Annotated in this window: 22 protein-coding genes; 18 read left to right on the top strand and 4 right to left on the bottom strand. The window is 69.2% G+C overall.

Annotated elements, in window-relative coordinates; genetic code table 11:
- The first annotated feature begins 7 nt into the window (after nt 1-7).
- Nucleotides 8-607: a hypothetical protein gene (locus ACF07B_RS17080; RefSeq protein ID WP_369480601.1), complete on the top strand. Its 600-nt coding sequence runs from the start codon at nt 8-10 to the stop codon at nt 605-607.
- Nucleotides 608-627: 20 nt separating this feature from the next.
- On the opposite strand, the gene ACF07B_RS17075 is transcribed toward ACF07B_RS17080, so the two are convergent.
- Nucleotides 628-1,668, bottom strand: coding sequence for a chitinase (locus ACF07B_RS17075; RefSeq protein ID WP_392179479.1), 1,041 nt, complete (start codon nt 1,666-1,668; stop codon nt 628-630).
- A gap of 309 nt (nt 1,669-1,977) precedes the next feature.
- Between ACF07B_RS17075 and ACF07B_RS17070 the strand changes: the two genes are divergently transcribed.
- The 5 genes from ACF07B_RS17070 (at nt 1,978) to ACF07B_RS17050 (ending at nt 8,640) form a co-directional block, all read left to right on the top strand.
- Nucleotides 1,978-2,421, top strand: a complete 444-nt coding sequence (locus ACF07B_RS17070) for a hypothetical protein (protein WP_392179478.1) — start codon at nt 1,978-1,980, stop codon at nt 2,419-2,421.
- 19 nt (nt 2,422-2,440) lie between these two features.
- Nucleotides 2,441-4,786 carry a bifunctional polysaccharide deacetylase/glycosyltransferase family 2 protein gene (locus tag ACF07B_RS17065; protein WP_392179477.1) on the top strand — a complete coding sequence of 782 codons (2,346 nt, stop codon included), beginning with the start codon at nt 2,441-2,443 and terminating at the stop codon, nt 4,784-4,786.
- On the top strand, nt 4,787-6,151 hold the full coding sequence (locus ACF07B_RS17060; RefSeq protein WP_392179476.1) for an acyltransferase: 1,365 nt from the start codon (nt 4,787-4,789) through the stop codon (nt 6,149-6,151).
- Between the two features lie 117 nt (nt 6,152-6,268).
- On the top strand, nt 6,269-7,804 hold the full coding sequence (locus tag ACF07B_RS17055) for a reprolysin-like metallopeptidase (RefSeq protein WP_392179475.1): 1,536 nt from the start codon (nt 6,269-6,271) through the stop codon (nt 7,802-7,804).
- A 140-nt stretch (nt 7,805-7,944) separates the two neighbouring features.
- Nucleotides 7,945-8,640 carry a demethylmenaquinone methyltransferase gene (locus tag ACF07B_RS17050; protein WP_362405431.1) on the top strand — a complete coding sequence of 232 codons (696 nt, stop codon included), beginning with the start codon at nt 7,945-7,947 and terminating at the stop codon, nt 8,638-8,640.
- Between the two features lie 64 nt (nt 8,641-8,704).
- On the opposite strand, the gene ACF07B_RS17045 is transcribed toward ACF07B_RS17050, so the two are convergent.
- Nucleotides 8,705-9,037 (bottom strand): PASTA domain-containing protein, encoded by a 333-nt coding sequence (locus ACF07B_RS17045; RefSeq protein WP_362405434.1) that lies wholly within the window; start codon nt 9,035-9,037, stop codon nt 8,705-8,707.
- 81 nt (nt 9,038-9,118) lie between these two features.
- Nucleotides 9,119-9,625 (bottom strand): GNAT family N-acetyltransferase, encoded by a 507-nt coding sequence (locus ACF07B_RS17040; RefSeq protein WP_392179474.1) that lies wholly within the window; start codon nt 9,623-9,625, stop codon nt 9,119-9,121.
- Between the two features lie 99 nt (nt 9,626-9,724).
- Here ACF07B_RS17040 and ACF07B_RS17035 point away from each other — a divergent pair, with 99 nt between their 5' ends.
- Nucleotides 9,725-11,026 carry a geranylgeranyl reductase family protein gene (locus tag ACF07B_RS17035; RefSeq protein WP_362405440.1) on the top strand — a complete coding sequence of 434 codons (1,302 nt, stop codon included), beginning with the start codon at nt 9,725-9,727 and terminating at the stop codon, nt 11,024-11,026.
- Nucleotides 11,027-11,231: 205 nt separating this feature from the next.
- Here ACF07B_RS17035 and ACF07B_RS17030 read toward each other — a convergent pair whose 3' ends face one another.
- The gene (locus ACF07B_RS17030; RefSeq protein ID WP_392179473.1) at nt 11,232-12,065 is read right to left on the bottom strand and encodes a C40 family peptidase; all 834 of its coding nucleotides are present in this window, start codon (nt 12,063-12,065) and stop codon (nt 11,232-11,234) included.
- A gap of 735 nt (nt 12,066-12,800) precedes the next feature.
- On the opposite strand from ACF07B_RS17030, the gene ACF07B_RS17025 reads away from it, so the two are divergent.
- The 11 genes from ACF07B_RS17025 to nuoK are packed head-to-tail and all read left to right on the top strand — an operon-like array spanning nt 12,801 to nt 23,588.
- Entirely contained in the window at nt 12,801-13,160 is a 360-nt protein-coding gene (locus ACF07B_RS17025; protein WP_037627175.1) for an NADH-quinone oxidoreductase subunit A, read from the top strand.
- 13 nt (nt 13,161-13,173) lie between these two features.
- Nucleotides 13,174-13,728 carry an NADH-quinone oxidoreductase subunit B family protein gene (locus ACF07B_RS17020; RefSeq protein ID WP_369480592.1) on the top strand — a complete coding sequence of 185 codons (555 nt, stop codon included), beginning with the start codon at nt 13,174-13,176 and terminating at the stop codon, nt 13,726-13,728.
- Nucleotides 13,725-14,465 carry an NADH-quinone oxidoreductase subunit C gene (locus ACF07B_RS17015; protein ID WP_328670820.1) on the top strand — a complete coding sequence of 247 codons (741 nt, stop codon included), beginning with the start codon at nt 13,725-13,727 and terminating at the stop codon, nt 14,463-14,465. The genes ACF07B_RS17020 and ACF07B_RS17015 overlap by 4 nt, the downstream gene beginning before the upstream one ends.
- Nucleotides 14,462-15,802: an NADH-quinone oxidoreductase subunit D gene (locus ACF07B_RS17010; RefSeq protein WP_384234927.1), complete on the top strand. Its 1,341-nt coding sequence runs from the start codon at nt 14,462-14,464 to the stop codon at nt 15,800-15,802. Before ACF07B_RS17015 ends, ACF07B_RS17010 begins: the two co-directional genes overlap by 4 nt.
- Entirely contained in the window at nt 15,799-16,641 is an 843-nt protein-coding gene (gene nuoE, locus ACF07B_RS17005) for an NADH-quinone oxidoreductase subunit NuoE (RefSeq protein WP_369480589.1), read from the top strand. Before ACF07B_RS17010 ends, nuoE begins: the two co-directional genes overlap by 4 nt.
- Nucleotides 16,641-17,990 carry an NADH-quinone oxidoreductase subunit NuoF gene (gene nuoF, locus ACF07B_RS17000; RefSeq protein WP_362405453.1) on the top strand — a complete coding sequence of 450 codons (1,350 nt, stop codon included), beginning with the start codon at nt 16,641-16,643 and terminating at the stop codon, nt 17,988-17,990. Before nuoE ends, nuoF begins: the two co-directional genes overlap by 1 nt.
- Complete coding sequence (locus ACF07B_RS16995) at nt 17,987-20,491, top strand: NADH-quinone oxidoreductase subunit G (RefSeq protein WP_392179472.1); 2,505 nt, start codon at nt 17,987-17,989, stop codon at nt 20,489-20,491. Before nuoF ends, ACF07B_RS16995 begins: the two co-directional genes overlap by 4 nt.
- Nucleotides 20,488-21,858 (top strand): NADH-quinone oxidoreductase subunit NuoH, encoded by a 1,371-nt coding sequence (gene nuoH / locus ACF07B_RS16990; RefSeq protein ID WP_369480587.1) that lies wholly within the window; start codon nt 20,488-20,490, stop codon nt 21,856-21,858. The genes ACF07B_RS16995 and nuoH overlap by 4 nt, the downstream gene beginning before the upstream one ends.
- The gene (gene nuoI / locus ACF07B_RS16985) at nt 21,851-22,480 is read left to right on the top strand and encodes an NADH-quinone oxidoreductase subunit NuoI (protein ID WP_369480586.1); all 630 of its coding nucleotides are present in this window, start codon (nt 21,851-21,853) and stop codon (nt 22,478-22,480) included. Before nuoH ends, nuoI begins: the two co-directional genes overlap by 8 nt.
- A complete protein-coding gene (locus tag ACF07B_RS16980) occupies nt 22,477-23,292 on the top strand; it encodes an NADH-quinone oxidoreductase subunit J (protein WP_328449419.1) in 816 nt (271 codons plus the stop codon). Before nuoI ends, ACF07B_RS16980 begins: the two co-directional genes overlap by 4 nt.
- Nucleotides 23,289-23,588 carry an NADH-quinone oxidoreductase subunit NuoK gene (gene nuoK / locus ACF07B_RS16975; RefSeq protein ID WP_369480585.1) on the top strand — a complete coding sequence of 100 codons (300 nt, stop codon included), beginning with the start codon at nt 23,289-23,291 and terminating at the stop codon, nt 23,586-23,588. The genes ACF07B_RS16980 and nuoK overlap by 4 nt, the downstream gene beginning before the upstream one ends.
- Nucleotides 23,589-23,596: the final 8 nt, after the last annotated feature.

Raw genomic sequence — 23,596 nt, 5'->3', positions numbered from 1 at the left:
CCGCGCCGTGCTGACACTTCACGTAGCCGAGCAGTCGGCCGGGACCTCGGTCCTGGTCGACGGGGCGGTCGTCGCCGCCGTCGGCCCGTACGAGGAACTGGCCGCCGCCCATCCGCTCGCGAAGGTGCGGCGCTGGCCCGGAATCCTGACGCCGGGACTGCTCAACCCGTACGGCCCGGAGCTCCTGGAAGCCATGTACCACCCGGACCCGCGCGAGGCCGCGGGCTTCGGCACCGAGCCCATCGGCGGGGAGCGGGCCAAGCGGATCTTCCGCGCCGATCCCGCGCGCGTCGGCGCGAGCGCGCGGCGCGGGATCCAGAGGTTGCTGGCGCACGGCACGGTGGCGGTGGGCGGGGAACTGCGGTCGCGAGCCGTGGTCGACGCGGTGCGCAGGGTCGGTCTCGCGGTGGGGCGGCGGCCGGACCCGCTCGTGGGTCCACCGGCGCTGTCCCCGACCCCGCTGATCATGCTGCCGGGGCTCGTGCCGGGCGGTCCCGCCCGGTTCGCCGTGTTCGACGTCGCGGACCGCGCCGAACTGGTCCGGCGCGGTGCGGGAACCTGCGTGGCGACCGTGATCGGCGGGCGGCTGGTGTACCGGAGCCGCTGATCACGGCACGTGGCGCCGGCTCAGCCCGCGAACGCCTTCGCGAACGCCCCAGCGTCCTGTTTCACCCCGCTGCAGTCGGTCGCCGCGTCGCCCGCCGTGGCGCTGCCCTTCTCGCACTGCCGGTCCCGGAACGTCGACCACATCGACACCCAGGCCACCCCCTTCTTCTCGGCGAACTCCCGTACCTGCGCCGCGTCCGGGAGTCCGAACGTCTCGTTGTCCACGTCGTTGACGCCGATCATCGAGGTGAGCGCGAGCCCCTGCCAGGCCTCGGCGTCCGACAGTCCGAACACCTTCTTCAGCTGGCCGTGGGCCGCCTCGGCGGACGTGATCGCGTAGTCGCCCATGTCGTCGGCGTACGAACTGCCGTAGTTCATGGTCATGATGTTGACCGTGGAGACGTCCACCGAGTGGTCGTTGGCTGACTCCAGGAGGGCCAGGCCGTCGGCGTCGAGGCCCGACGGCATCACGGGCAGCGTGAAGGACACCGTCAGTCCGGGACGCTTCTTCTGGAGCAGCGCGACGGCCTCGGAGCGCAGCGCGACCGAGCCGGAGTCGCTCAACTGGGCGCCCTCGATGTCGAAGTCGGCCTGGGTGGAGCCGGCCGCGTCCAGTGCCGCCCCGTAGGCGGCGGCGAGGTCGCTCGCGGTGTCGCACGTCGACGCCAGCTCCTTGCCGGAGGCGCCGCCGAACGACACCCGCACCCGTGCGCCGGACTTCTCCAGCGCCGAGACCCGGGACTTCACGGCCGTGTCGCCGATCGCGTACATGCCGTCCCATTCCGGAGTGCAGCCGCTGCCGTCCGAGATCACGAAGGCCAGGTTGTACGTGGTCGGCGACCCCGCGGCATCGGTGTCGGCGGCGGTCGTGGCGCTCACGTACGGGGCGTACGAGGTGGCCGACGACTTCGTCGTGCCCGGGTTCGGTGACGCCGCCGCGGCCGTCGTGCGGCCGGCTCCCGCGGACGCCGGGTCCGAGGCGCCGCCACCCGAGGAGCAGCCCGTACAGGCCAGGGCCACCGCGCAGACGACCCCCGCGGCCGGCCTCAGGAAACTCCGCATTCCGCACGCACCCACTCTCGTGATGTCTGTCTCAGAAAAGAAAGCAAACGGTTGTTCCCCGACTGGAAATGTGTCACATCCGGAACGGAATACCGAATGGGGATCACGAAGGGGAATCGTGAGCGAGTATGCCGACAAAGGGGGTGATTCGGGCTCCGGAAGGGTGCATATCTCCCATATTCATCAGGCCTGAGTCGTGCGGGTATTTCCCGATTCTCATAGAGAAAATACAGGTTGGGGCGTCTCTCATGGTCCGTTCATACGGAACTCGGAGTTTTTGACACATAAACGCGTCCTACCGTCTGGGGAATGCAATCCGAGTCCGCCGTCGAAAACCGTGCCCAGGTGCGTGGCCGCCGCCGCAAACGCGGCAGCGGGGCCGAGGCCGGCCCTGTGTTCGTTGACAACTCCGGGCGCCGCGCCCGCCTGCTGAGCAGAGTCGGGATGCTCGTCTGCGTCGGCTGCCTCGGCTACGCCGTCGTGCTCGGCATGGCCTTCATGGGCTGGGGCACCTCGCTGACGCCTTCCTCGCTCCTCCCCTTCGACGGCGGCCGGGCCGGCTCCGCCCCCGACGGGGGCTACGGCGGGCCGCACATCGGCACCGTCCCGAGCGGCACGCCGGACGCGGCGCCCACCGGCAGCCCGCCGCCGTCTTTGCCCGCCGGGTCCACGCCCTCCGCCGCCGCGACGGCCGGGGCGTCCTCCACCGCCACGACAACCGCCGGGGCCTCTGCCTCCCCCGGCACCGAGTGACGGGGGAGCACCCACTCTCATGACCACGACGACACCGACGCGCGGCCGACGGCGGGCCCCCTCCAGGCTGGAGCGGGCCGCCGGGAAGGCCGCCGCGCTCCAGAAACCCCGTGTCATCCTCGCCCTGACGCTCCTGCTGGCGCTCATCAGCGTCATGCTGCTCGACGGCTATCTGCGCTCGGAGATCGGCAACGACGCCCGCGTGCGCGACGGCGCCGCCTACGACAAGGTCCCCCGGAAGATCCTCGACGGCGGGCCCATCCTGACGTTCACCGGCGGCACCGCGAAGACGCAGTCCGTGCCGAAGAAGACCATCGTGCTCACCTTCGACGACGGACCGACCCCGAACTGGACGCCCGAAGTCCTGAAGGTCCTGGAGAAGAACGACGTCGAGGCCACCTTCTTCCTGGTCGGCTCGATGGTCTCCCGCTACCCCGGCGTGGTGAAGAACCTGGTGGACCAGGGCAACGAGGTCGGCATCCACACCTTCACCCACGTCGACCTCTCCTACCAGAGCACCGCACGCCTCCAACGCGAGCTGAAGCAGACCCAGTTGGCCCTCGCGGGCGCGGCCGGCATCACCACCACGCTGTTCCGTGCCCCGTACTCGTCGGAGATCAGCGCCGTCGACAACTACAGCTGGCCCGTCTACAAGGAGCTCGGCGGCCTCGGCTACACCAGCGTCTTCGTCGACACCGACAGCGACGACTGGAAGAAGCCGGGCGTCTCGAAGATCGTCCGGTGGGCGACACCGAAGAAGAACCAGGGCGCCATCGTCCTCATGCACGACGCGGGCGGCGACCGTTCGCAGACGGTCGAGGCGCTCGACACGTACATCAAGAAGATGAAGGCGAAGGGCTACACCTTCACCACCGTCAGCGGCGCCCAGGCCGAACTGAACCGGTCGGCGTCCGGGGCCGCACGGGACCGGGGCGCCTCCCGGGCCGCGTCGGACCGGGGCGCGTCCGCCGCCGCTCCGAACGGGGGCGCGTCCGGGTCGGGCGGCACCTCGGCGGCCACCGGCCCGTCGGCTGGTGCGCCCGCGAGCGCCGAGGCGCAGGCGGGTCAGCGGAAGGTCACCGGCGCGACTCTCTACGAGGGCAAGGCACTCGTCTACGCCGTGGCGGTCGCCGAATGGGTCGTCCCGGCGCTGTCCTGGTTCCTCGTGGTCGTCGGCGTCGCCGTCATGGGCCGGTTCGCGATGATGCTGGTTCTCGCCCGCCGTCACCACCGCCGGCGCAACCGCGGACGCGGCCGGGGCGGGAAGTTCAGCTGGGGACCGACGGTCACCCGGCCGGTGACGGTGATCGTGCCCGCGTACAACGAGAAGGAATGCATCGCCAACACCCTGAGGTCGCTGGCGAGGAGCACGCATCCGATCGAGATCATCGTGGTCGACGACGGTTCCGAGGACGACACGTCCGGGATCGCCGAGTCGCTCGGCATGCCGAACGTCCGGGTCATCCGGCAGGCGAACGCCGGCAAGCCCGCCGCGCTCAACAACGGCGTGCGCAACGCCCGTCACGACGTCGTCGTGATGATGGACGGGGACACCGTCTTCGAGCCGGACGCCGTGCACCAGCTCGTCCAGCCCTTCGCCGACCCGGAGATCGGGGCGGTCGCGGGCAACGCCAAGGTCGGCAACCGCGACACCGTGATCGGGGCCTGGCAGCACATCGAGTACGTGATGGGCTTCAATCTCGACCGCCGCATGTACGACCTGCTGCGCTGCATGCCCACCATCCCCGGCGCGATCGGGGCGTTCCGCCGGGAGGCGGTGCTGGAGGTCGGCGGCATGAGCGAGGACACGCTCGCCGAGGACACCGACATCACCATCGCCATGCACCGCGCGGGATGGCGGGTCGTCTACCAGGAGCACGCCAAGGCCTGGACGGAGGCGCCCGGTTCGCTCAAGCAGCTCTGGTCGCAGCGCTACCGCTGGTCGTACGGCACCATGCAGGCGCTGTGGAAGCACCGCAAGTCCCTGACGGACAAGGGGCCTTCGGGGCGCTTCGGCCGCGTGGGCATGCCGCTGGTGGTGCTCTTCCAGATCGTCACGCCGGTCTTCGCGCCGCTCATCGACGTGTTCACCGCCTATTCGATGATCTTCGTGGACTTCCGGGCCGCGCTGATCGCCTGGGTGGCCGTCCTCGCGGTCCAACTGGTCTGCGCGGCCTACGCGTTCCGGCTCGACCGGGAGAAGTACCGCTACCTCGCGATGCTGCCGCTCCAGCAGCTCGCCTACCGCCAGATGATGTACCTGGTCCTGATCCACTCCTGCGTCACAGCCCTGACCGGCGGCCGGCTCCGCTGGCAGAAGCTCAAGCGCACGGGCGAGGTCGGAACCCCGGCAGGGGTGAGCTAGATGACCTGGGGCGCGGAACAGCAGGGCCAGGGGTACGAGGGCGAGTACGGGTACGGGTACGACGGGGGGTACGGTCACGGCCGCGCGTACGGGTACGACGGCGGGTACGCCTACGACCCCGGGCAAGGGCTCCCGTACGACCAGACCGCGTCGTACGAGCAGGCCCCGTCGTACGAGCAGCCGATGGCGTACGAGCAGTCGGCCCCGTACGAGGAGCGGTGGCCGGACGTTCCCGAGCCGGAGGACCCCGTCTTGACGGAGACGGCGACGGCGACGGCGGAGGCTGCGACCGGGCCGGCCCCGGTGCCGTCCCCTTCCCGCGAGAAGGGAGCGGGGGGCCGTGACCGGTACTTCGACGCTCTCCGCGCTGTCGCCCTGGTCCGTGTCGTCAGCTATCACACCTTCGGCTGGGCCTGGGCCGGACTGGTCTTCCCGTCGATGGGCGTGATGTTCGCGCTCGCCGGCACGCTGATGGCCAAGTCCCTGGAGCGCCCCGCCCTCACCGTGGTCCGGAGCCGAATACGGCGCCTGCTGCCGCCGTTCTGGTTCTGGGGCTTCTTCGTCGTGGTGGCGATGCTGGTCCACGGCTGGATGCCGGGCTGGCAGATCGTGTTCTGGGTCGTCCCGATCGGAGACCCTCCGGGGAATCAGTGGGGCGCGCAGGCCTGGGAGATTCTCTGGTACCTGCGCACGTACCTCTGGTTCGTGCTGCTCTCCCCGCCGCTGCTGAAGATCTTCCGCAAGGCCCCGGTCCCGGTGCTGCTCCTCTCGCTCGTCCCGGTCCTCGTCCTCCAGTACGGCCCGCACCCCTCGGACGGCCGTCTCGGCAGCGCCCTCACGGACCTCGCCGTCTATCTCTTCTGCTGGCTCGTCGGCTTCGCCCACCGTGAGGGGGTGCTCCAGCGTCTGCGGCCGGCCGCGGTGCTCCTCGCCTCGGCTGCCGCGCTCGCGTACGGCGGCTGGTACGCCCTCGCGCACCGGTCGGAGTACGGCACGTACGACCTCGACGAGATCCCTCTCGCCCAGGCCTTCTGGTCGGCGGGCTTCGTGACGCCGCTGATGTACTTCAAGGCGTACTACGACGTCGACTTCGCCTGGCTGGCCCGCTTCAGGCGGCTCGACCGCACGGTGACGGTCTTCAACGGGCGGGCGGTGACGATCTACCTCTGGCACGAGATCGCGCTGATCCTGGCCGTCCCGCTGATCGACCAGTTCTGGAAGGTGCCGGCCTTCGAGAAATGGCTGCCCCTGGAGAGCCAGTGGTTCATGTTCGGCGTCGGCTGGGTGCTGATCGGGATCGCGATCCCCCTGTTCGGCTGGGTCGAGGACGTGGCCGCCCGGAGACGGCCCCGGCTGCTGCCGTAGCGGCTCGAAGGGTGAACCCTCGCCCCGGTTGGCGGTGTGAGGACGCGTACAACGAGCCGGGCGTGATCTTGGCTGCGAAGCATGAGGGAAACCGCCACAGAGAGGCTGACGTACCTCATGCGTCGTTCCCTGTTCGCCGCGTCCACCGCGGCGACCGCACTCACCGCCGCCCTGTCACTGGCCCTGAACACACCCGCGGCCGCCGGAGCCGGCCGCGGGCACGACCCCGAGCCCTGGGTGAAGCGCAGCGCCGTGATGCGCGCGAATCCCAAGGACTTCCATTCGCTGTGCCGCGATCACAAGGACGGGGTGCCCGAGCGCCGCACCTTCCCGCTCTTCGAGCACGGCAAGGGCTTCACGGCGATCGAGGACTTCAAACGCCACGAACCGAACGGCACCGTGTTCTGGTCCGGCCACGACCCGAGGCATCCGGAGAACACGATCTCCGTGTCCGTCATCGGGGCGTGCACGGCCGGGCCGGTCACCCTTTCCGGTGAGATCGAGGCGGGCTTCCGCCAGTATCTGTACAAGCCGCTGGCCAAGCGGCCGGGCCGGTACCTGCTCCAGGAGATCGACGCCCTGAAACTGCCCCCCAGCGGACAGGGCGTCGACACCGTGACCGCGCCGCCGACCCGGTCGGTCAAGCCGCACAAGCCGGGTCTGCGGATCGCCACCCCCGACAATCCCGCGGCCATCGACATCGTCGTCGCCTACACCCCGGCGACCGTCACCGAACTCGGTTCGGTCGCGGCGGTCCAGAGCCGGATCGACTACGGCGTGAACCAGCTCAACAGGGCACTCGCGACCAGCTACGTGCCGGCCAGCGTGCATGTCGTCAACACCTACCAGACCCAGGCGACCGGCGTCGCCCGTGAGAACGCCGGAACCCTGCTGAACATGATCAGCAATCCCGCGAACCTGACGCTCGGCGCCACGGCCGCCGCCCAGCGGGCCGCCTTCGGCGCCGACCTGGTGGCGCTCATCGCCGCCATCCCCGCGGAGGACAGCTCCGGACAGGCCAACCTGCCCACCCCGGCGGGCCCGACGACCAGCAACAACGCCTTCTCGGTCACCAGCGCCTTCTCGATCACGGCGTGGGAGAACCTCGCGCACGAGATCGGTCACAACTTCGGTCTCCAGCACGACCGCAAGACGGTGGTGGACCAGGGCGGCACGACTCCCGCGGGCACCGACAACTACGGCTTCGTCACCTCCGACCAGCGGCACCACACGATCATGGCCTACTCCAGCGCCTGCACCCGGGCGTGCACGGTCGTCAACCAGTACTCCAACACCGTCAACCTGCTCAACGGCGAGGCCCTCGGCGACGAGAACAACAACAACGCCGGCAACGCGACCAGGGCCGCCGAGTATCTGGCGGGCTATCGGACCTCCCTGGTCACCAACAGGGTCTCCCTCACCATGGCCTCCAGCCCTCCCGCCGGAGGCAGCCTCAGGCCGAGCGAGTACGGGCCGTACGACCCCGGTACACAGGTCACCGTCACCGTCGATACAAGCCCTGGCTTCCAGTTCACCGGTTGGCAGGTCGACGGCGTGCTCCAGACCGACACCACGCCGAACTACACGATCACGATGGACGCCGACCACACCATCACCGCGGTGTTCACCCCGATCCCGGAGCCGGTGCGCTAGCACCCGGCCCGCCGGACAGCGCCGTACCCGTCCCGTGGTGCACGGGGCGGGTGCGGCGCTTTCCCGTACGACGGGAACGGAGAACGATTCCCGGCCGGGCGCCGGAGAGTCGTCCGGCCCGTACTGCCACAATGGGGACCGTGACCCGCGCATCCCTGGACAAGCAGCCGCACGAAGTCGCCTCGATGTTCGACGACGTGGCGGAACGGTACGACCTGACGAACGACCTGCTGTCGCTCGGACAGGACCGGGCGTGGCGCAAGGAGGTCGCGAAGGCGGTCGACGCGCGCCCCGCGCAGAAGATCCTCGACCTCGCGGCCGGCACCGCGACCTCGTCGCTCCCCTTCGCCCGCACCGGCGCGTACGTCGTCCCCTGCGACTTCTCCCTCGGGATGCTCCGCGTCGGCAAGCGCAACCACCCCTGGCTGCCGCTGACCGCCGGCGACGCGACCAGGCTGCCCTTCAAGGACGACACGTTCGACGCCGTCACGATCTCCTTCGGACTGCGCAACGTGCAGGACACCGACACCGCGCTCCGCGAGCTGTACCGCGTGACCAAGCCGGGCGGACGCGTCGTGATCTGCGAGTTCTCGCACCCCACCTGGGCGCCGTTCCGTACCGTCTACACCGAGTACCTGATGCGCGCGCTGCCCCCGGTCGCCCGCGCCGCCTCCTCCAACCCCGACGCGTACGTCTATCTCGCCGAGTCCATCCGCGCCTGGCCGACCCAGCCGGAACTGGGCCGGCGGCTGATCGAGGCCGGCTGGTCGAAGGTGGCCTGGCGCAACCTGACGGGCGGCATCGTGGCTCTCCACCGGGGCTACAAGCAGGCCTGACCCCGCTCGGCGTCCGTCCCCCGGGGAACCCGTCCGGACCAGCTGCCTCGGGACCGCGAACGAGCTACCTCAGGACCACGAACGGGTCGCCGGGCAGGTCGAGTTCGCGGCGCAGCCCGCCCGACGGCGGGCAGGGCGGACGCGGTTCACGCACTCCGGCGCCGCCCTCCGCGTCCCCCAGGTCGAACCACACCGTGACGACGGCTCCGCGCGGCACCTCGGCACCGGGCTGCGGAAATTGCCGTACGACGTAGTCGACGACCGTCCGATGGAAATCGGGCCGGTCGGGCGCGGCGAGCAGAACACCACGCGCCTCGGCCGTCTCACGCGCGTCCACGGCCATCAGACCGACGAGCCGCGGTACGCGCACTTCGGGTGTCTTGGGTGTAATGCGCACAGACGTCACCCCCAGCGGTACCGGCAGGGTAAGCCTCGCCCGTGCCCTTCCGGAAGCCATGAGGAGACGCGCCGGACTCCGTCACAGGGCCAGCCGGTAGCGGTGGCCCTCCTGCTGCGACGAGGGCAGCGTGAACCGCTCCGCGAGTTCCATGCCGAGCCGTCTCGTCACCGCGATGGAACGGGTGTTGCCCGCGTTGACCATGGCGACGACGTCCGTGACGCCCGCCGCGCGGACCCGCTCCAGCGTGGTCCGCGCCGCCGCCGTGACGTACCCCTTGCCCCAGTGCGCCCGGCCCAGCCGCCAGCCGATCTCGATCTGCCCGGCCGGACCCCAGGCGTGCGGCCACGGCTGCGCGCCCGTGAAGCCCAGCACCTCGTCCCCGGGACCCACCATGGTCCACAGGCAGAACCCGTGCTCCGCGTCGTGCCGCCGCTGGCGGGCCGTGAGTTCCTCGTAGACGGACCGCTCGGCCGCGCGGCCCCCGTGGAACTCCATGACCTCGGGGTCGTCGAAGACCCGGTGCCAGGCGAGAGCGTCCTCGTCGGTGGGAACGCGCAGGCGTACATCGGGGAGAACTCGGTTCACGGGGGCAGCCCTTCAGCCGGGTGATCGGTACCGCTGCATAGACTGCCCATGTCCAGTGCCCGTCGGCACGTTGATTTCGAGTCTTGGGGAGAACCCGCCGTGACCGAGCCCCAGCCGCTCTCCGAAAACACCGCCGACGTCATCGTCGTCGGGGCCGGGCCAGCCGGTTCGACCACCGCGTACTACCTGGCGAAGGCGGGACTCGACGTCCTGCTCCTGGAGAAGACGGCCTTCCCGCGCGAGAAGGTCTGCGGCGACGGTCTGACCCCGCGCGCCACCAAGCAGCTCGTGTCGATGGGCATCGACATCTCCGAGGAAGCCGGCTGGCTCCGGAACAAGGGGCTGCGCATCATCGGCGGCGGCGTGCGCCTCCAGCTCGACTGGCCGGATCTCGCCTCCTTCCCCGACTACGGACTCGTGCGCAAGCGGGACGATTTCGACGAGCAGCTCGCCCGCCAGGCGCAGAAGGCGGGCGCGCGGCTGCACGAGCGCTGCAACGTCGGCGCCCCGATCCTCGACGAGCGCACCGGCCGGATCACCGGCGTGCACGCGAAGCTGGGCGACGCCGACTCCAAGGAGAAGCGGGAGGTGACCTTCCACGCCCCGCTGGTGGTGGCGGCGGACGGCAACTCCACCCGCCTCTCCCTCGCGATGGGCCTGCACCGCCGCGAGGACCGCCCGATGGGCGTCGCGGTCCGTACGTACTTCACCTCGCCGCGTCACGAGGACGACTACCTGGAGTCGTGGCTGGAGCTGTGGGACCGCCGGGGCGCCGAGGACCGTCTGCTGCCCGGCTACGGGTGGATCTTCGGCATGGGCGACGGCACCTCGAACGTCGGCCTCGGTGTCCTCAACACCTCCGACTCCTTCAAGGAGCTCGACTGGCGCGAGGTCCTGAAGGCCTGGTGCGCCTCGATGCCGGAGGACTGGGGCTACACCCCCGAGAACATGACCGGCCCGATCCGCGGCGCGGCCCTCCCGATGGCCTTCAACCGTCAACCGCACTACACCAAGGGCCTGCTGCTGGTGGGTGACGCCGGCGGTCTGGTGAACCCCTTCAACGGCGAGGGCATCGCCTACGCCATGGAGTCCGGCCAGATCGCCGCCGACGTCATCGTCCAGGCCCACGCGCGTGCCACCCCGGCCCAGCGCGAGCTGGCCCTCCAGCGCTACCCGCGTGTCCTCAAGGACACCTACGGCGGCTACTACACCCTCGGCCGCGCCTTCGTGAAGCTCATCGGCAACCCGAAGGTCATGAAGATCGCCGCCCAGCGCGGCCTGACCCACCCGATGCTGATGAAGTTCACCCTGAAGATGCTCGCGAACCTCACCGACCCGACGGGCGGCGACGCGATGGACCGCATCATCAACGGCCTCTCGAAGGTGGCCCCGAAGGCCTGACCCCGCGAGCTGCCCGGGCGGTCGACGGGACGGCCCGACTCCTCGGCGGCGCGACGGGCTTCTGCCCGCTCGCGCCGCTCGGGCATCCCCACCGCCTTCGGAACGGACGGCATCCCGCTCTCCGGAACAGCCGGGAGCCCGCTCCGGAACAGCCCGAAGGACCGCTCCCCGCACAGGAAGCGGTCCTCCGGAAGACACCCGCGGGTCAGAGCACGCGCACCGCGCCCGTGGCCGGGTAGCCCGAGAGGTCCTGGATCACGACACCCTTGGAGGGGTTGGCCGCGTCGAGGTACTGCCCGTTACCGATGTACACCCCGACGTGGTACGCCGAACCGGCCGCACCCCAGTACAGAATGTCGCCGACCTGGACATTGGACAGGGAAACCGGCGTACCGGACACCGACTGGTCCTGCGAGACGCGCGGCAGGTCGACGCCGACCTGCTTGAACGCCGCCTGCACCAGACCGGAACAGTCCCACGCGTTGGGTCCGGTGCCGCCCATGACGTACGCGTCGCCGACCTGGGCCTTGAGGAAGGCCACGACGGTCGCGACACTGCCGCTGGCCGGGGCGGCGACGTTCGTGGACGTGGACGCGCTCGCCGACAGGACGGTCCGCGCCGAGGAACGCGAGACGGCGTCGGCCGCCGCGGCCTTGCGTGCGGCCTCGGCCTTCTTCTTGGTCTCGGCCTTGTGCTTGGCGTCGGCCAGGTCGGCCTTGGCCTGCTTGGCGGCCTTGGCGGCCGCCGCGTCGCGCTCCGCCTGAAGCTGGTAGTTGGCCGCGGTCTGCTGGGTGGCATCCGCGGACTCGGCGACCTGGGTGGCCAGATCGGCCGTCAGGGTCGGCAGTTCCATGGTCTGCGTCACGGGCTCGGCGGCGCTCGCCGAACCCGCTGCACCGGCCACTGCCAGGGTGCTGAGGACGCCACCGGCAACTCCGGCGCGCATCGCGAGCGACGGAGCGTTGCGACGGGGCTTCCGGTGGCTTCGTATGTGTGCGGTGTGGGACATGGGTACTAGCGGTACCAGGGGCTCCTCCATACCTTCAAGAAACGTGTGGTGCGCCACAGTTGTTCAATGGGCCGCCGAATTCGTCGCCCGTCACTCTTTATTGACGCCGTAACGGGCATTGCGGACACTGCCCATCAGGCCCGTGATCATGGCCTTTCAGCATTACGTCCGAATTGCCCCCGACCTACCACCGGTTGAAGTCGATGGCCAAGCCCGGCTTATCTGACCCATAGGTAGATGTGGCGCAGGTCACGGAACGGTCACCCGGGCCGTCGCGTCCCGCGCGTGACCCCTCCCCGTCACCCCGCGGCCCCCGCTCGTGAACGCGCGCACGTGTCCACATCGGTCCCGTTGATCCCTCCGAAGTGTGAACGCGGTCCTCTATCAAGGGGGTGCGTCCAGCGCGAATTTGCATGCGGCGGAAGTCTCTTGATATGGAGACGACCCCCTGGCGACCCCCTCGGCCTGCGGCGATGAGCGAAAATGTCACGTCTCGTGATCGACCTGACGCTTCGCGTGTGAAGATCACTGCTCATCCGACTTCATGATCGTTCGTCAGGTGGTGGAGATCACAAAGCTAAGGCAATACCCCGTGTCGCAGATCACAGACCGCCGGGCATAAGATGCGAGGCAGTTGGGCTTGTGACCTGCTTCACATGTCCGCGATCTTCGCCGGGACAGGTGAGGTTCGCGGTGCTGGCGAGGCAGGGGTGCAGGCTCGCCGAAACCGCCACCAGTCAGTGCCGACTGAGAGGAGCGAGGAGCGTGAACGCGTATGCGCCGATCCTCGTACTGGGAGCCCTCGGGGCAGGCTTTGCGATCTTCTCCGTGGTCATGGCCACGCTGATCGGTCCGAAGCGGTACAACCGCGCCAAGCTCGACGCGTACGAGTGCGGCATCGAGCCGACCCCCACGCCGGTCGGCGGTGGGCGTTTTCCCATCAAGTACTACCTGACGGCGATGCTCTTCATCGTCTTCGACATCGAGATCGTCTTCCTCTACCCCTGGGCCGTCACCTTCGACGCCCTGGGTGTTTTCGGGCTCGTGGAGATGTTGCTCTTCGTGCTCACCGTCTTCGTCGCCTACGCGTACGTGTGGCGCCGCGGCGGTCTGGAATGGGACTGAGGGGCCTTTAAGCATGGGACTCGAAGAAAAGCTGCCGAGCGGATTCCTGCTGACGACCGTCGAGCAGGCCGCGGGCTGGGTGCGCAAGGCGTCCGTCTTCCCCGCGACATTCGGACTCGCCTGCTGCGCCATCGAGATGATGACGACCGGCGCCGGGCGCTACGACCTGGCGCGCTTCGGTATGGAGGTCTTCCGCGGGTCGCCCCGCCAGGCCGACCTGATGATCGTGGCCGGCCGGGTGAGCCAGAAGATGGCGCCGGTGCTGCGGCAGGTCTACGACCAGATGCCCAACCCCAAGTGGGTCATCTCCATGGGGGTTTGTGCGTCATCGGGCGGAATGTTCAACAACTACGCCATTGTGCAGGGAGTTGACCATATCGTCCCGGTCGACATCTATTTGCCCGGATGTCCGCCGCGGCCCGAGATGCTGATGGACGCGATTCTCAAGCTCCACCAGAAGATCCAGTCCTCCAAGCTCGGCGTGAACGCCGAGGACGCGGCCCGCGAGGCGGAGGAAGCGGCGCTCAAGGCGCTTCCCATCATCGAGATGAAGGGCCTGCTGCGGTGAGCGACGCGAACGGCAACGGGGTCAACCCTGAGAAGGACCTGAGCGCCTCCAACCTTCCCGGCCAGCGAGGCGACCAGGGCGAGGAGATCCGCGTCCAGCGCGGCATGTTCGGCGCGAACAACGGCGGCGACACCTCCGGCTACGGCGGCCTGGTCCGCTCGATCCGGCTGCCCGGCGCGGCCACCCGCCCCTACGGCGGCTGGTTCGACGAGGTGGCCGACGAGCTGGAGGGCGCCCTGGAGGAACAGGGACTCGTCCCCGAGAACGTCATCGACAAGACGGTCGTCGACCGCGACGAGATCACCTTCCACGTCGAACGCGAGTACCTGCTCCCCGTCGCCCAGACCCTGCGCGACGACCCGGCCCTGCGCTTCGAACTGTGCACGGGCGTCTCCGGCGTCCACCACCTGCACGACAAGGGCCGCGAGCTGCACGCCGTCTACCACCTGCGCTCGATCACCCACAACCGGCTGATCCGGCTGGAGGTCAGCGCCCCGGACGCGGACCCGCACGTTCCCTCGCTCGTCAGCGTCTATCCGACGAACGACTGGCACGAGCGCGAGACGTACGACTTCTTCGGCCTGATCTTCGACGGCCACCCCGCGCTGACGCGGATCATGATGCCGGACGACTGGCAGGGCTTCCCGCAGCGCAAGGACTATCCCCTCGGCGGCATTCCCGTCGAGTACAAGGGCGCCCAGATCCCGGCTCCGGACCAGCGGAGGTCGTACTCATGAGCACGCAGACCCCTTCCGGGGCATCGCCCGCCTCTCCCCGCGAGACGACCGAGGGCACCGTATATACGGTCACCGGCGGCGACTGGGACGAGATCGCCCAGTCGGCGGCCAAGTCCGACGACGAGCGCATCATCGTCAACATGGGCCCGCAGCACCCGTCCACCCACGGAGTGCTCCGGCTCATCCTGGAGATCGACGGCGAGACGGTGACCGAGGCCCGCTGCGGCATCGGCTATCTCCACACCGGCATCGAGAAGAACCTCGAGTTCCGTACGTGGACCCAGGGCACCACGTTCGTGACGCGCATGGACTATCTGACGCCGTTCTTCAACGAGACGGCCTACTGTCTCGGCGTCGAGAAGCTCCTCGGGATCACCGACCAGATCCCCGACCGCGCCTCGGTCATCCGCGTGCTCCTCATGGAGCTGAACCGACTCTCCTCCCATCTGGTGTGCATCGCCACCGGAGGCATGGAGCTGGGCGCCACCACGATCATGATCTACGGCTTCCGGGACCGTGAGCTCATCCTCGACATCTTCGAGCTGATCACGGGCCTGCGGATGAACCACGCGTTCATCCGCCCCGGCGGACTCGCCCAGGACCTGCCCCCGGGTGCGGTGGACCAGATCCGCGAGTTCGTGAAGAAGATGACGAAGAACCTTCCCGAGTACGACAAGCTCGCCACCGGGAACCCCATCTTCAAGGCCCGCATGCAGGACGTCGGCTATCTCGACCTGGCCGGCTGCATGGCCCTCGGCGCCACCGGCCCGGTCCTGCGCTCGGCGGGCCTGCCGCACGACCTGCGCAAGTCCCAGCCCTACTGCGGCTACGAGAACTATGACTTCGAGGTCCCGACCGCCGACACCTGCGACTCCTACGGGCGCTTCCTCATCCGCCTGGAGGAGATGCGCCAGTCGCTGCGGATCATCGAGCAGTGCCTGGACCGGCTCCAGCCCGGCCCGGTCATGGTCGCCGACAAGAAGATCGCCTGGCCCGCCCAGCTCGCGCTCGGCCCCGACGGTCTCGGCAACTCGCTCGACCACATCAAGAAGATCATGGGCACCTCCATGGAGGCCCTGATCCACCACTTCAAGCTGGTGACCGAGGGCTTCCGCGTGCCGCCGGGCCAGGCGTACACGGCGGTCGAGTCGCCCAAGGGCGAGCTCGGGGTGCACGTCGTCTCCGACGGAGGCACCCGCCCCTACCGGGTCCACTTCCGCGACCCGTCCTTCACCAACCTGCAGGCCATGGCGGCGATGTGCGAAGGCGGCCAGATCGCCGACGTCATCGTCGCCGTCGCGTCCATCGACCCCGTGATGGGAGGCGTCGACCGGTGACCACCACCCCCGAGGGCGTCAGCCTGGGCATGCCCCAACTGCCAGCGCCCGACTACCCGGCCGACGTCCGGGCCCGGCTGGAGGCGGACGCGCGCGAGATCATCGCCCGCTACCCGGACTCCCGCTCGGCGCTCCTTCCGTTGCTGCATCTCGTGCAGTCGCAGGAGGGCCACGTCACGCGCACGGGACAGCGGTTCTGCGCGGAGGTACTGGGCCTGACGACGGCCGAGGTCGCCGCCGTCGCGACCTTCTACTCGATGTACCGGCGCAAGCCGAGCGGTGACTACCAGGTGGGTGTCTGCACCAACACCCTGTGTGCCGTCATGGGCGGCGACGCCATCTTCGCGGCCCTCCAGGACCACCTGGGCGTCGGCAACGGGGAGACCACCGGCGACGGCAAGGTCACCCTGGAGCACATCGAGTGCAACGCGGCCTGCGACTTCGCGCCGGTCGTGATGGTCAACTGGGAGTTCTTCGACAACCAGACCGTGGACTCGGCCAAGCGGCTCGTCGACGACCTCCGCGCCGGCGCGGACGTCGACCCGACCCGTGGCGCCCGCCTGTGCACCTTCAAGGACACCGCCCGGATCCTGGCGGGCTTCCCCGACGAGCGCGAGGGCGCGGTGGAGGCCGGCGGCAGCGCGGGCCACGCGTCCCTGGTGGGGCTGCGCCTGGCCAAGGGGGAGAGCGCTCCCGCGCGGGTGGTGCATCCGCGGGGCGGAGGAGCACCTCAGAACCAGCGGCCCGCCGAGCACCCCAGCTCGCACGACGCGCCGCAGGACACGTCGGCCTCCGACCCGTCCCACCCGGCGGGTCCCGTGGCAGAGGAGGGGGAGTGATGACCTTGGCAGCCGAGATCAACGAGACGAGTCCCGAAAAGCTGCTCGCACCCGTGCTGTCGGCCTTCTGGGACGAGGACAGGTCCTGGTCGCTGGACGTCTACCGGAGGCACGAGGGGTACGAGGGCCTGCGCAAGGCACTCGCCATGTCACCGGACGACCTGATCGCGTACGTCAAGGACTCCGGACTGCGGGGCCGTGGCGGTGCCGGTTTCCCGACCGGAATGAAATGGCAGTTCATTCCCCAGGGAGACGGCAAACCTCACTATCTAGTTGTCAACGCCGACGAATCGGAGCCGGGAACCTGCAAGGACATCCCGCTCCTCTTCGCGAACCCGCACAGCCTCATCGAGGGCATTGTGATCGCGTGCTATGCCATTCGGTCTTCGCATGCCTTCATCTATCTCCGCGGTGAAGTGGTTCCTGTGCTGCGGCGGTTGCACGAGGCCGTACGGGAGGCCTACGCGGCGGGCTACCTCGGCGAGAACATCCTGGGCAGCGGACTCGACCTCCAGCTCACCGTGCACGCGGGCGCGGGCGCGTACATCTGCGGTGAGGAGACCGCGCTGCTCGACTCGCTCGAAGGCCGCCGTGGACAACCGCGGCTCCGCCCCCCTTTCCCTGCTGTCGCGGGACTCTATGCGTGCCCGACTGTTGTAAATAACGTCGAGTCCATCGCGTCAGTTCCCGCAATTCTCCAAAAGGGCAAGGAATGGTTCAAGTCGATGGGCAGCGAGAAGTCTCCGGGCTTCACGCTCTACTCGCTCAGCGGCCATGTCACCAGCCCCGGCCAGTACGAGGCACCGCTCGGCATCACGCTGCGCCAACTCCTCGACATGAGCGGCGGGATGCGCGCCGGTCACCGGCTGAAGTTCTGGACGCCGGGCGGCTCCTCGACCCCGATGTTCACCGACGAGCATCTCGACGTCCCTCTTGATTACGAAGGAGTGGGTGCCGCGGGTTCCATGCTCGGCACGAAAGCACTCCAGTGCTTCGACGAGACGACCTGCGTCGTCCGCGCCGTGACCCGCTGGACCGAGTTCTACGCCCACGAGTCCTGCGGCAAGTGCACGCCGTGCCGTGAAGGCACGTACTGGCTCGTCCAGTTGCTGCGCGACATCGAGGCCGGCAAGGGCGTCATGTCCGACCTCGACAAGCTCAACGACATCGCCGACAACATCAACGGCAAGTCCTTCTGCGCCCTCGGCGACGGTGCCGCCTCGCCGATCTTCTCCTCGCTCAAGTACTTCCGCGGGGAGTACGAGCAGCACATCACGGGCCGCGGCTGCCCCTTCGACCCCGCCCGTTCCACTGCCTGGGCGGACAAGCACACGGAGGTGAACGCATGACAGTGACCACCAGCGCTCCCTCCGGAGGCGGGGAAGCGGCGGTCCCGCCGGAGGATCTCGTCTCGCTGACGATCGACGGCGTCGAGATGAGCGTGCCCAAGGGCACCCTGGTCATCCGGGCCGCCGAACAACTCGGCATCGAGATCCCCCGCTTCTGCGACCACCCGCTCCTCGACCCGGCCGGCGCCTGCCGCCAGTGCATCGTCGAGGTCGAGGGCCAGCGCAAGCCCATGGCGTCCTGCACGATCACCTGTACGGACGGGATGGTCGTCAAGACTCAGCTCACCTCACAGGTGGCCGAGAAGGCGCAGCACGGCGTGATGGAGCTGCTGCTCATCAACCATCCGCTGGACTGCCCGGTCTGCGACAAGGGAGGCGAGTGCCCCCTGCAGAACCAGGCGATGTCGCACGGCAACGCCGAGTCCCGGTTCGAGGGCAGGAAGCGGACCTACGAGAAGCCGGTCCCGATCTCCACCCAGGTGCTGCTCGACCGCGAGCGGTGCGTGCTGTGCGCGCGCTGCACCCGCTTCTCGAACCAGATCGCGGGCGACCCCATGATCGAGCTGGTCGAGCGGGGCGCGCTCCAGCAGGTCGGCACCGGTGACGGCGACCCGTTCGAGTCGTACTTCTCCGGCAACACGATCCAGATCTGTCCGGTGGGCGCGCTCACGTCGGCGGCCTACCGCTTCCGCTCGCGCCCCTTCGACCTCATCTCCTCGCACTCCGTGTGCGAGCACTGCTCCGGCGGCTGCGCGACGCGTACCGACCACCGGCGCGGCAAGGTGATGCGGCGTCTCGCGGCGCCGGACCCCGAGGTCAACGAGGAGTGGGTCTGCGACAAGGGCCGGTTCGGGTTCCGGTACGCGCAGCAGCGCGACCGCCTCGACACCCCCCTGGTGCGCAACGCCGAGGGCGTCCTCGAACCCGCTTCCTGGCCGGAGGCCCTGGAGGCCGCCGCGCAGGGGCTGACGGCGGCCCGCGGTCGGGCCGGTGTCCTCACCGGAGGCCGGCTCACCGTCGAGGACGCCTACGCGTACAGCAAGTTCGCGCGCGTGGCCCTCGACACGAACGACATCGACTTCCGCGCGCGCGTGCACAGCTCCGAGGAGGCCGACTTCCTGGCCGCTCGGGTCGCCGGACGCGGCCGGGACCTCGACGGAACGGGCGTCACGTACACCGCCCTGGAGAAGGCGCCCGCCGTCCTGCTCGCGGGCTTCGAGTCGGAGGAGGAGGCGCCCGGCGTCTTCCTGCGGCTGCGCAAGGCATGGCGCGGGCACGGACAGAAGACGTTCTCCCTGGCCACGCACGCCACCCGGGGTCTGGGGAAGGCGGGCGGCACGCTGCTGCCGGCCGCGCCCGGCACCGAGACCGAGTGGCTGGACGCGCTCGCGAGCGGCGTCGGCCTGGAGGGCGACGGCGCCAGGGCGGCCGAGGCGCTGCGCGCCGAGGGCGCCGTGATCGTCGTCGGTGAGCGTCTGGCCACCGTGGCGGGAGGGCTGACCGCCGCCGTGCGGACCGCCACCGCCACCGGCGCCCGGCTGGTGTGGATTCCGCGCCGGGCCGGGGAACGTGGTGCGATCGAGGCCGGCGCGCTTCCGTCGCTGCTGCCGGGCGGACGTCCGGCCACCGATCCGCGCGCGCGGGACGAGGTCGCGGCCGCATGGGGCGTCTCCGAACTCCCGCACCGCTACGGCCGCGACACCGGCCAGATCGTGGAGGCAGCCGCCGGCGGCGAGCTGCGGGCCCTGGTGGTGGCGGGCGTGGAGGTCGCCGACCTTCCCGACCCGACACGCGCGCGTGCGGCCCTGTCCGAAGTGGGCTTCCTGGTGTCGCTCGAACTGCGGCCCAGCGAGGTCACCGACCACGCGGACGTGGTCCTGCCGGTCGCCGCGGTCGCCGAGAAGTCCGGCAGCTTCCTCAACTGGGAAGGCCGGCTGCGGTCCTTCGAGGCGGCCCTCAAGCCCGAGCAGATGACCCGGAACCTGTCGCCCACCGACGCGCGCGTGCTGCAGATGCTCGCCGACGCCATGGACGTCCACCTCGGGCTGCCGGACCTGCGCACCACGCGCGGGGAACTCGACCGGCTCGGAGCCTGGGACGGGGCGCGGGCCGACGAACCCCGGGAGACCGGGGTGCAGATGCCCCGTCCGGCCGCCGGGGAGGCCGTACTGGCCGGGCACCGGCTGCTGCTCGACCAGGGGCGTCTCCAGGAGGGCGACGAAGCGCTCGCCGGAACCCGGCACGCCGCACACGCGCGCGTGTCGGCCGCCACCGCCGCCGAGGCGGGCGTCAAGAACGGCGATGTCATCGCCGTGACCGGTCCTGGCGGAGCGGTCGAACTGCCGCTGCAGGTCACCGAGATGCCCGACCGGGTGGTCTGGCTCCCGCTGAACTCGACCGGCGGGGGCGTCGCCTCCGACACCGGGGCGCTGCCCGGCGCACTCGTCCGCATCGGCCCGGCGACGATCGCCGCCGAGGCCCCCAAGGAGGTGGAGGCATGACGCCGTACCTCGCCGCTGAAGACCTCTCGATGTTCGGCCACGACCCCTGGTGGCTGGTCGTCGTCAAGGCGGTGTTCTGCTTCGCCTTCCTGATGGTGACCGTGCTCTTCTCCATCGTGTGGGAGCGCAAGGTCGTCGCCTGGATGCAGCTGCGCATCGGCCCCAACCGGCACGGGCCCTGGGGCATGCTCCAGTCGCTCGCCGACGGTGTGAAGCTGATGCTCAAAGAGGATCTGATCGTCAAGCGCGCGGACAAGGTGGTCTACGTCCTCGCGCCGATCGTCGCGGCCATCCCGGCCTTCATGGCGATCGCGGTGATCCCCTTCGGACCCGCGGACAACGAGATCTCGATCTTCGGTCAGCGCACCACGATGCAGCTCACCGACCTGCCGATCGCGATGCTCTACATCCTCGCGGTGGCCTCGGTGGGCATCTACGGGATCGTGCTCGCCGGCTGGAGCTCCGGATCCACCTATCCGCTGCTGGGCGGTCTGCGCTCCTGCGCCCAGATGATCTCCTACGAGATCGCCATGGGTGCCGCGTTCGCCTCGGTGTTCCTCTACTCCGGGTCGATGTCGACGTCGACGATCGTCGAGCAGCAGCACGACCGCTGGTACATCGTCCTGCTGCCGGTCTCGTTCCTCATCTACATCGTGACGATGATCGGCGAGACCAACCGGGCCCCCTTCGACATGCCGGAGTCCGAGGGCGACCTCGTCGGCGGCTTCAACACCGAGTACTCGTCGATCAAGTTCGCGCTGTTCATGCTCGCCGAGTACGTGAACATGGTGACGGTCTCGGCCGTGTCGACGACCCTCTTCCTGGGCGGCTGGCGTGCGCCCTGGCCGATCAGCAGCTTCTGGGAGGGCGCCAACCACGGCTGGTGGCCGATGCTCTGGTTCGTGGTGAAGGTGCAGCTCCTGCTGTTCTTCTTCATCTGGCTGCGGGGCACGCTGCCGCGCGTCCGCTACGACCAGCTGATGAAGCTCGGCTGGAAGGTGCTCATCCCGGTCTCCGTGGTCTGGCTGATGCTCGTCGCGACGGTACGGACGCTGCGCAACGAGAACTACGACTTCGCGGACATCGCCCTGTACGTCGGCGGAGGCGTCCTCGTCCTCCTGCTGTTGTCGTTCGTCGCGGACATCTTCCGCGACAAGCAGGGCCAGGAGACGCCCGCCGAACCCGCCGCTTTCGACCCGATGGCCGGCGGATTCCCCGTGCCCCCGCTGCCCGGCCAGGAGCTGCCGCCGGTACCGCGGCGCCGTCCGCGCCGCGAGCGGGAGCTGATTGTCAGTGGCGGGTCCGATACTGCGAGTGATGGACCGGTCACCGGATCTCGTGACGGAAAGGAGGGGTCCGATGGCTGAGGAGCCGAAGGAGACCAAACCCGGTTTCCAGAACCCCGTCGCCGGTTTCGGCGTGACCTTCAAGGCCATGTTCAAGAAGCGGCTGACCGAGCAGTACCCGGAAGAGCAGAAGACCACCGCACCGCGGTTCCACGGCCGGCACCAGCTCAACCGCCACCCGGACGGCCTGGAGAAGTGCGTGGGCTGTGAGCTCTGCGCCTGGGCCTGTCCCGCGGACGCCATCTATGTGGAGGGCGCGGACAACACCGAGGAGGAGCGCTACTCCCCGGGCGAGCGCTACGGCCGCGTCTATCAGATCAACTACGCCCGCTGCATCCTTTGCGGCCTGTGCATCGAGGCGTGCCCCACGCGCGCGCTGACGATGACGAACGAGTTCGAGCTCGCCGACAGCAGCCGCGCGAACCTCATCTACACCAAGGAGCAGCTGCTCGCCGGACTCCAGGAAGGCATGGTCGAAACACCGCACTCGATCTTCCCGGGCACGGACGAGCAGGACTACTACCGAGGTCTGGTCACCGAGGCGGCACCCGGCACCGAGCGTCAGGTGGCCGTCTCCAACGGCGAGTTGCATCCCTCGGCGAGTCCGTCGGGCGGGGCCTCCGGAGAGGGGGCGGAGGCATGACCGGTCTGGCCGCGTACTCCACCTCCACCGGAGAGGCCTTCCAGTTCTGGGTTCTCGGGACCGTCGCGGTGATCGGCGCCCTGTGCACCGTCTTCATGCGCAAGGCCGTGCACAGCGCGCTCTGTCTCGCCGGAACCATGATCATCCTGGCGGTGTTCTACCTCGCCAACGGCGCCTACTTCCTGGGCATCGTCCAGGTCGTCGTCTACACCGGCGCGATCATGATGCTGTTCCTCTTCGTCGTCATGCTCGTCGGTGTCACCGCGGCGGACTCGCTGAAGGAGACCATCAAGGGCCAGCGCTGGCTGGCCCTGCTCTGCGGGCTCGGCTTCGGCATCCTGCTGTTCGCCGGTATCGGCAACGCGTCCGTCCAGGACTTCGACGGCCTGTCGAAGGCCAACGCGAACGGCAACGTGGAGGGCCTCGCCGCCCTCATCTTCACGAAGTACGTGTTCGCCTTCGAGATCACCGGCGCGCTGCTCATCACGGCCACCATCGGCGCCATGGTGCTCACCCACCGCGAGCGCACCGAGCGCGCCAGGACCCAGCGTGAGCTGTCCGAGCAGCGGGTGCGCGAGGGCAAGCACATCCCGCCCCTGCCGGCGCCGGGTGTCTACGCCCGGCACAACGCGGTGGACATCGCGGGCCTGCTCCCCGACGGCACCCCGTCCGAGCTGACCGTCAGCAAGACGCTGCGCGACCGCGGGCAGATCCGTGACGTGTCGGCCGACGCGCTGAAGGATCTGAAGGCGCTGGAGCAGCGTGCCGAGGAGCGCCTGGAGCGCACGAAGCCGGAGGAGGCGTCCAAGTGAATCCGGTCAACTACCTCTATCTCGCAGCTCTGTTGTTCACGATCGGCGCCACCGGTGTCCTGATCAGACGGAACGCGATCGTGGTGTTCATGTGCATCGAGCTCATGCTCAACGCCTGCAACCTCGCCTTCGTCGTCTTCTCCCGGATGCACGGCAATCTCGACGGCCAGGTCATCGCCTTCTTCACGATGGTCGTCGCCGCCGCGGAGGTCGTGGTCGGGCTCGCGATCATCGTGTCGCTGTTCCGTTCCCGCCACTCGGCCTCGGTCGACGACGCCAGCCTGATGAAGTTGTAAGGGGTCGC

The organism is Streptomyces sp. NPDC015532, assembly GCF_043078065.1.
Lineage (GTDB): Bacteria > Actinomycetota > Actinomycetes > Streptomycetales > Streptomycetaceae > Streptomyces.
Note: the sequence above shows the minus strand (reverse complement) of the source record. Positions and strands in the feature narration are given on the sequence as shown.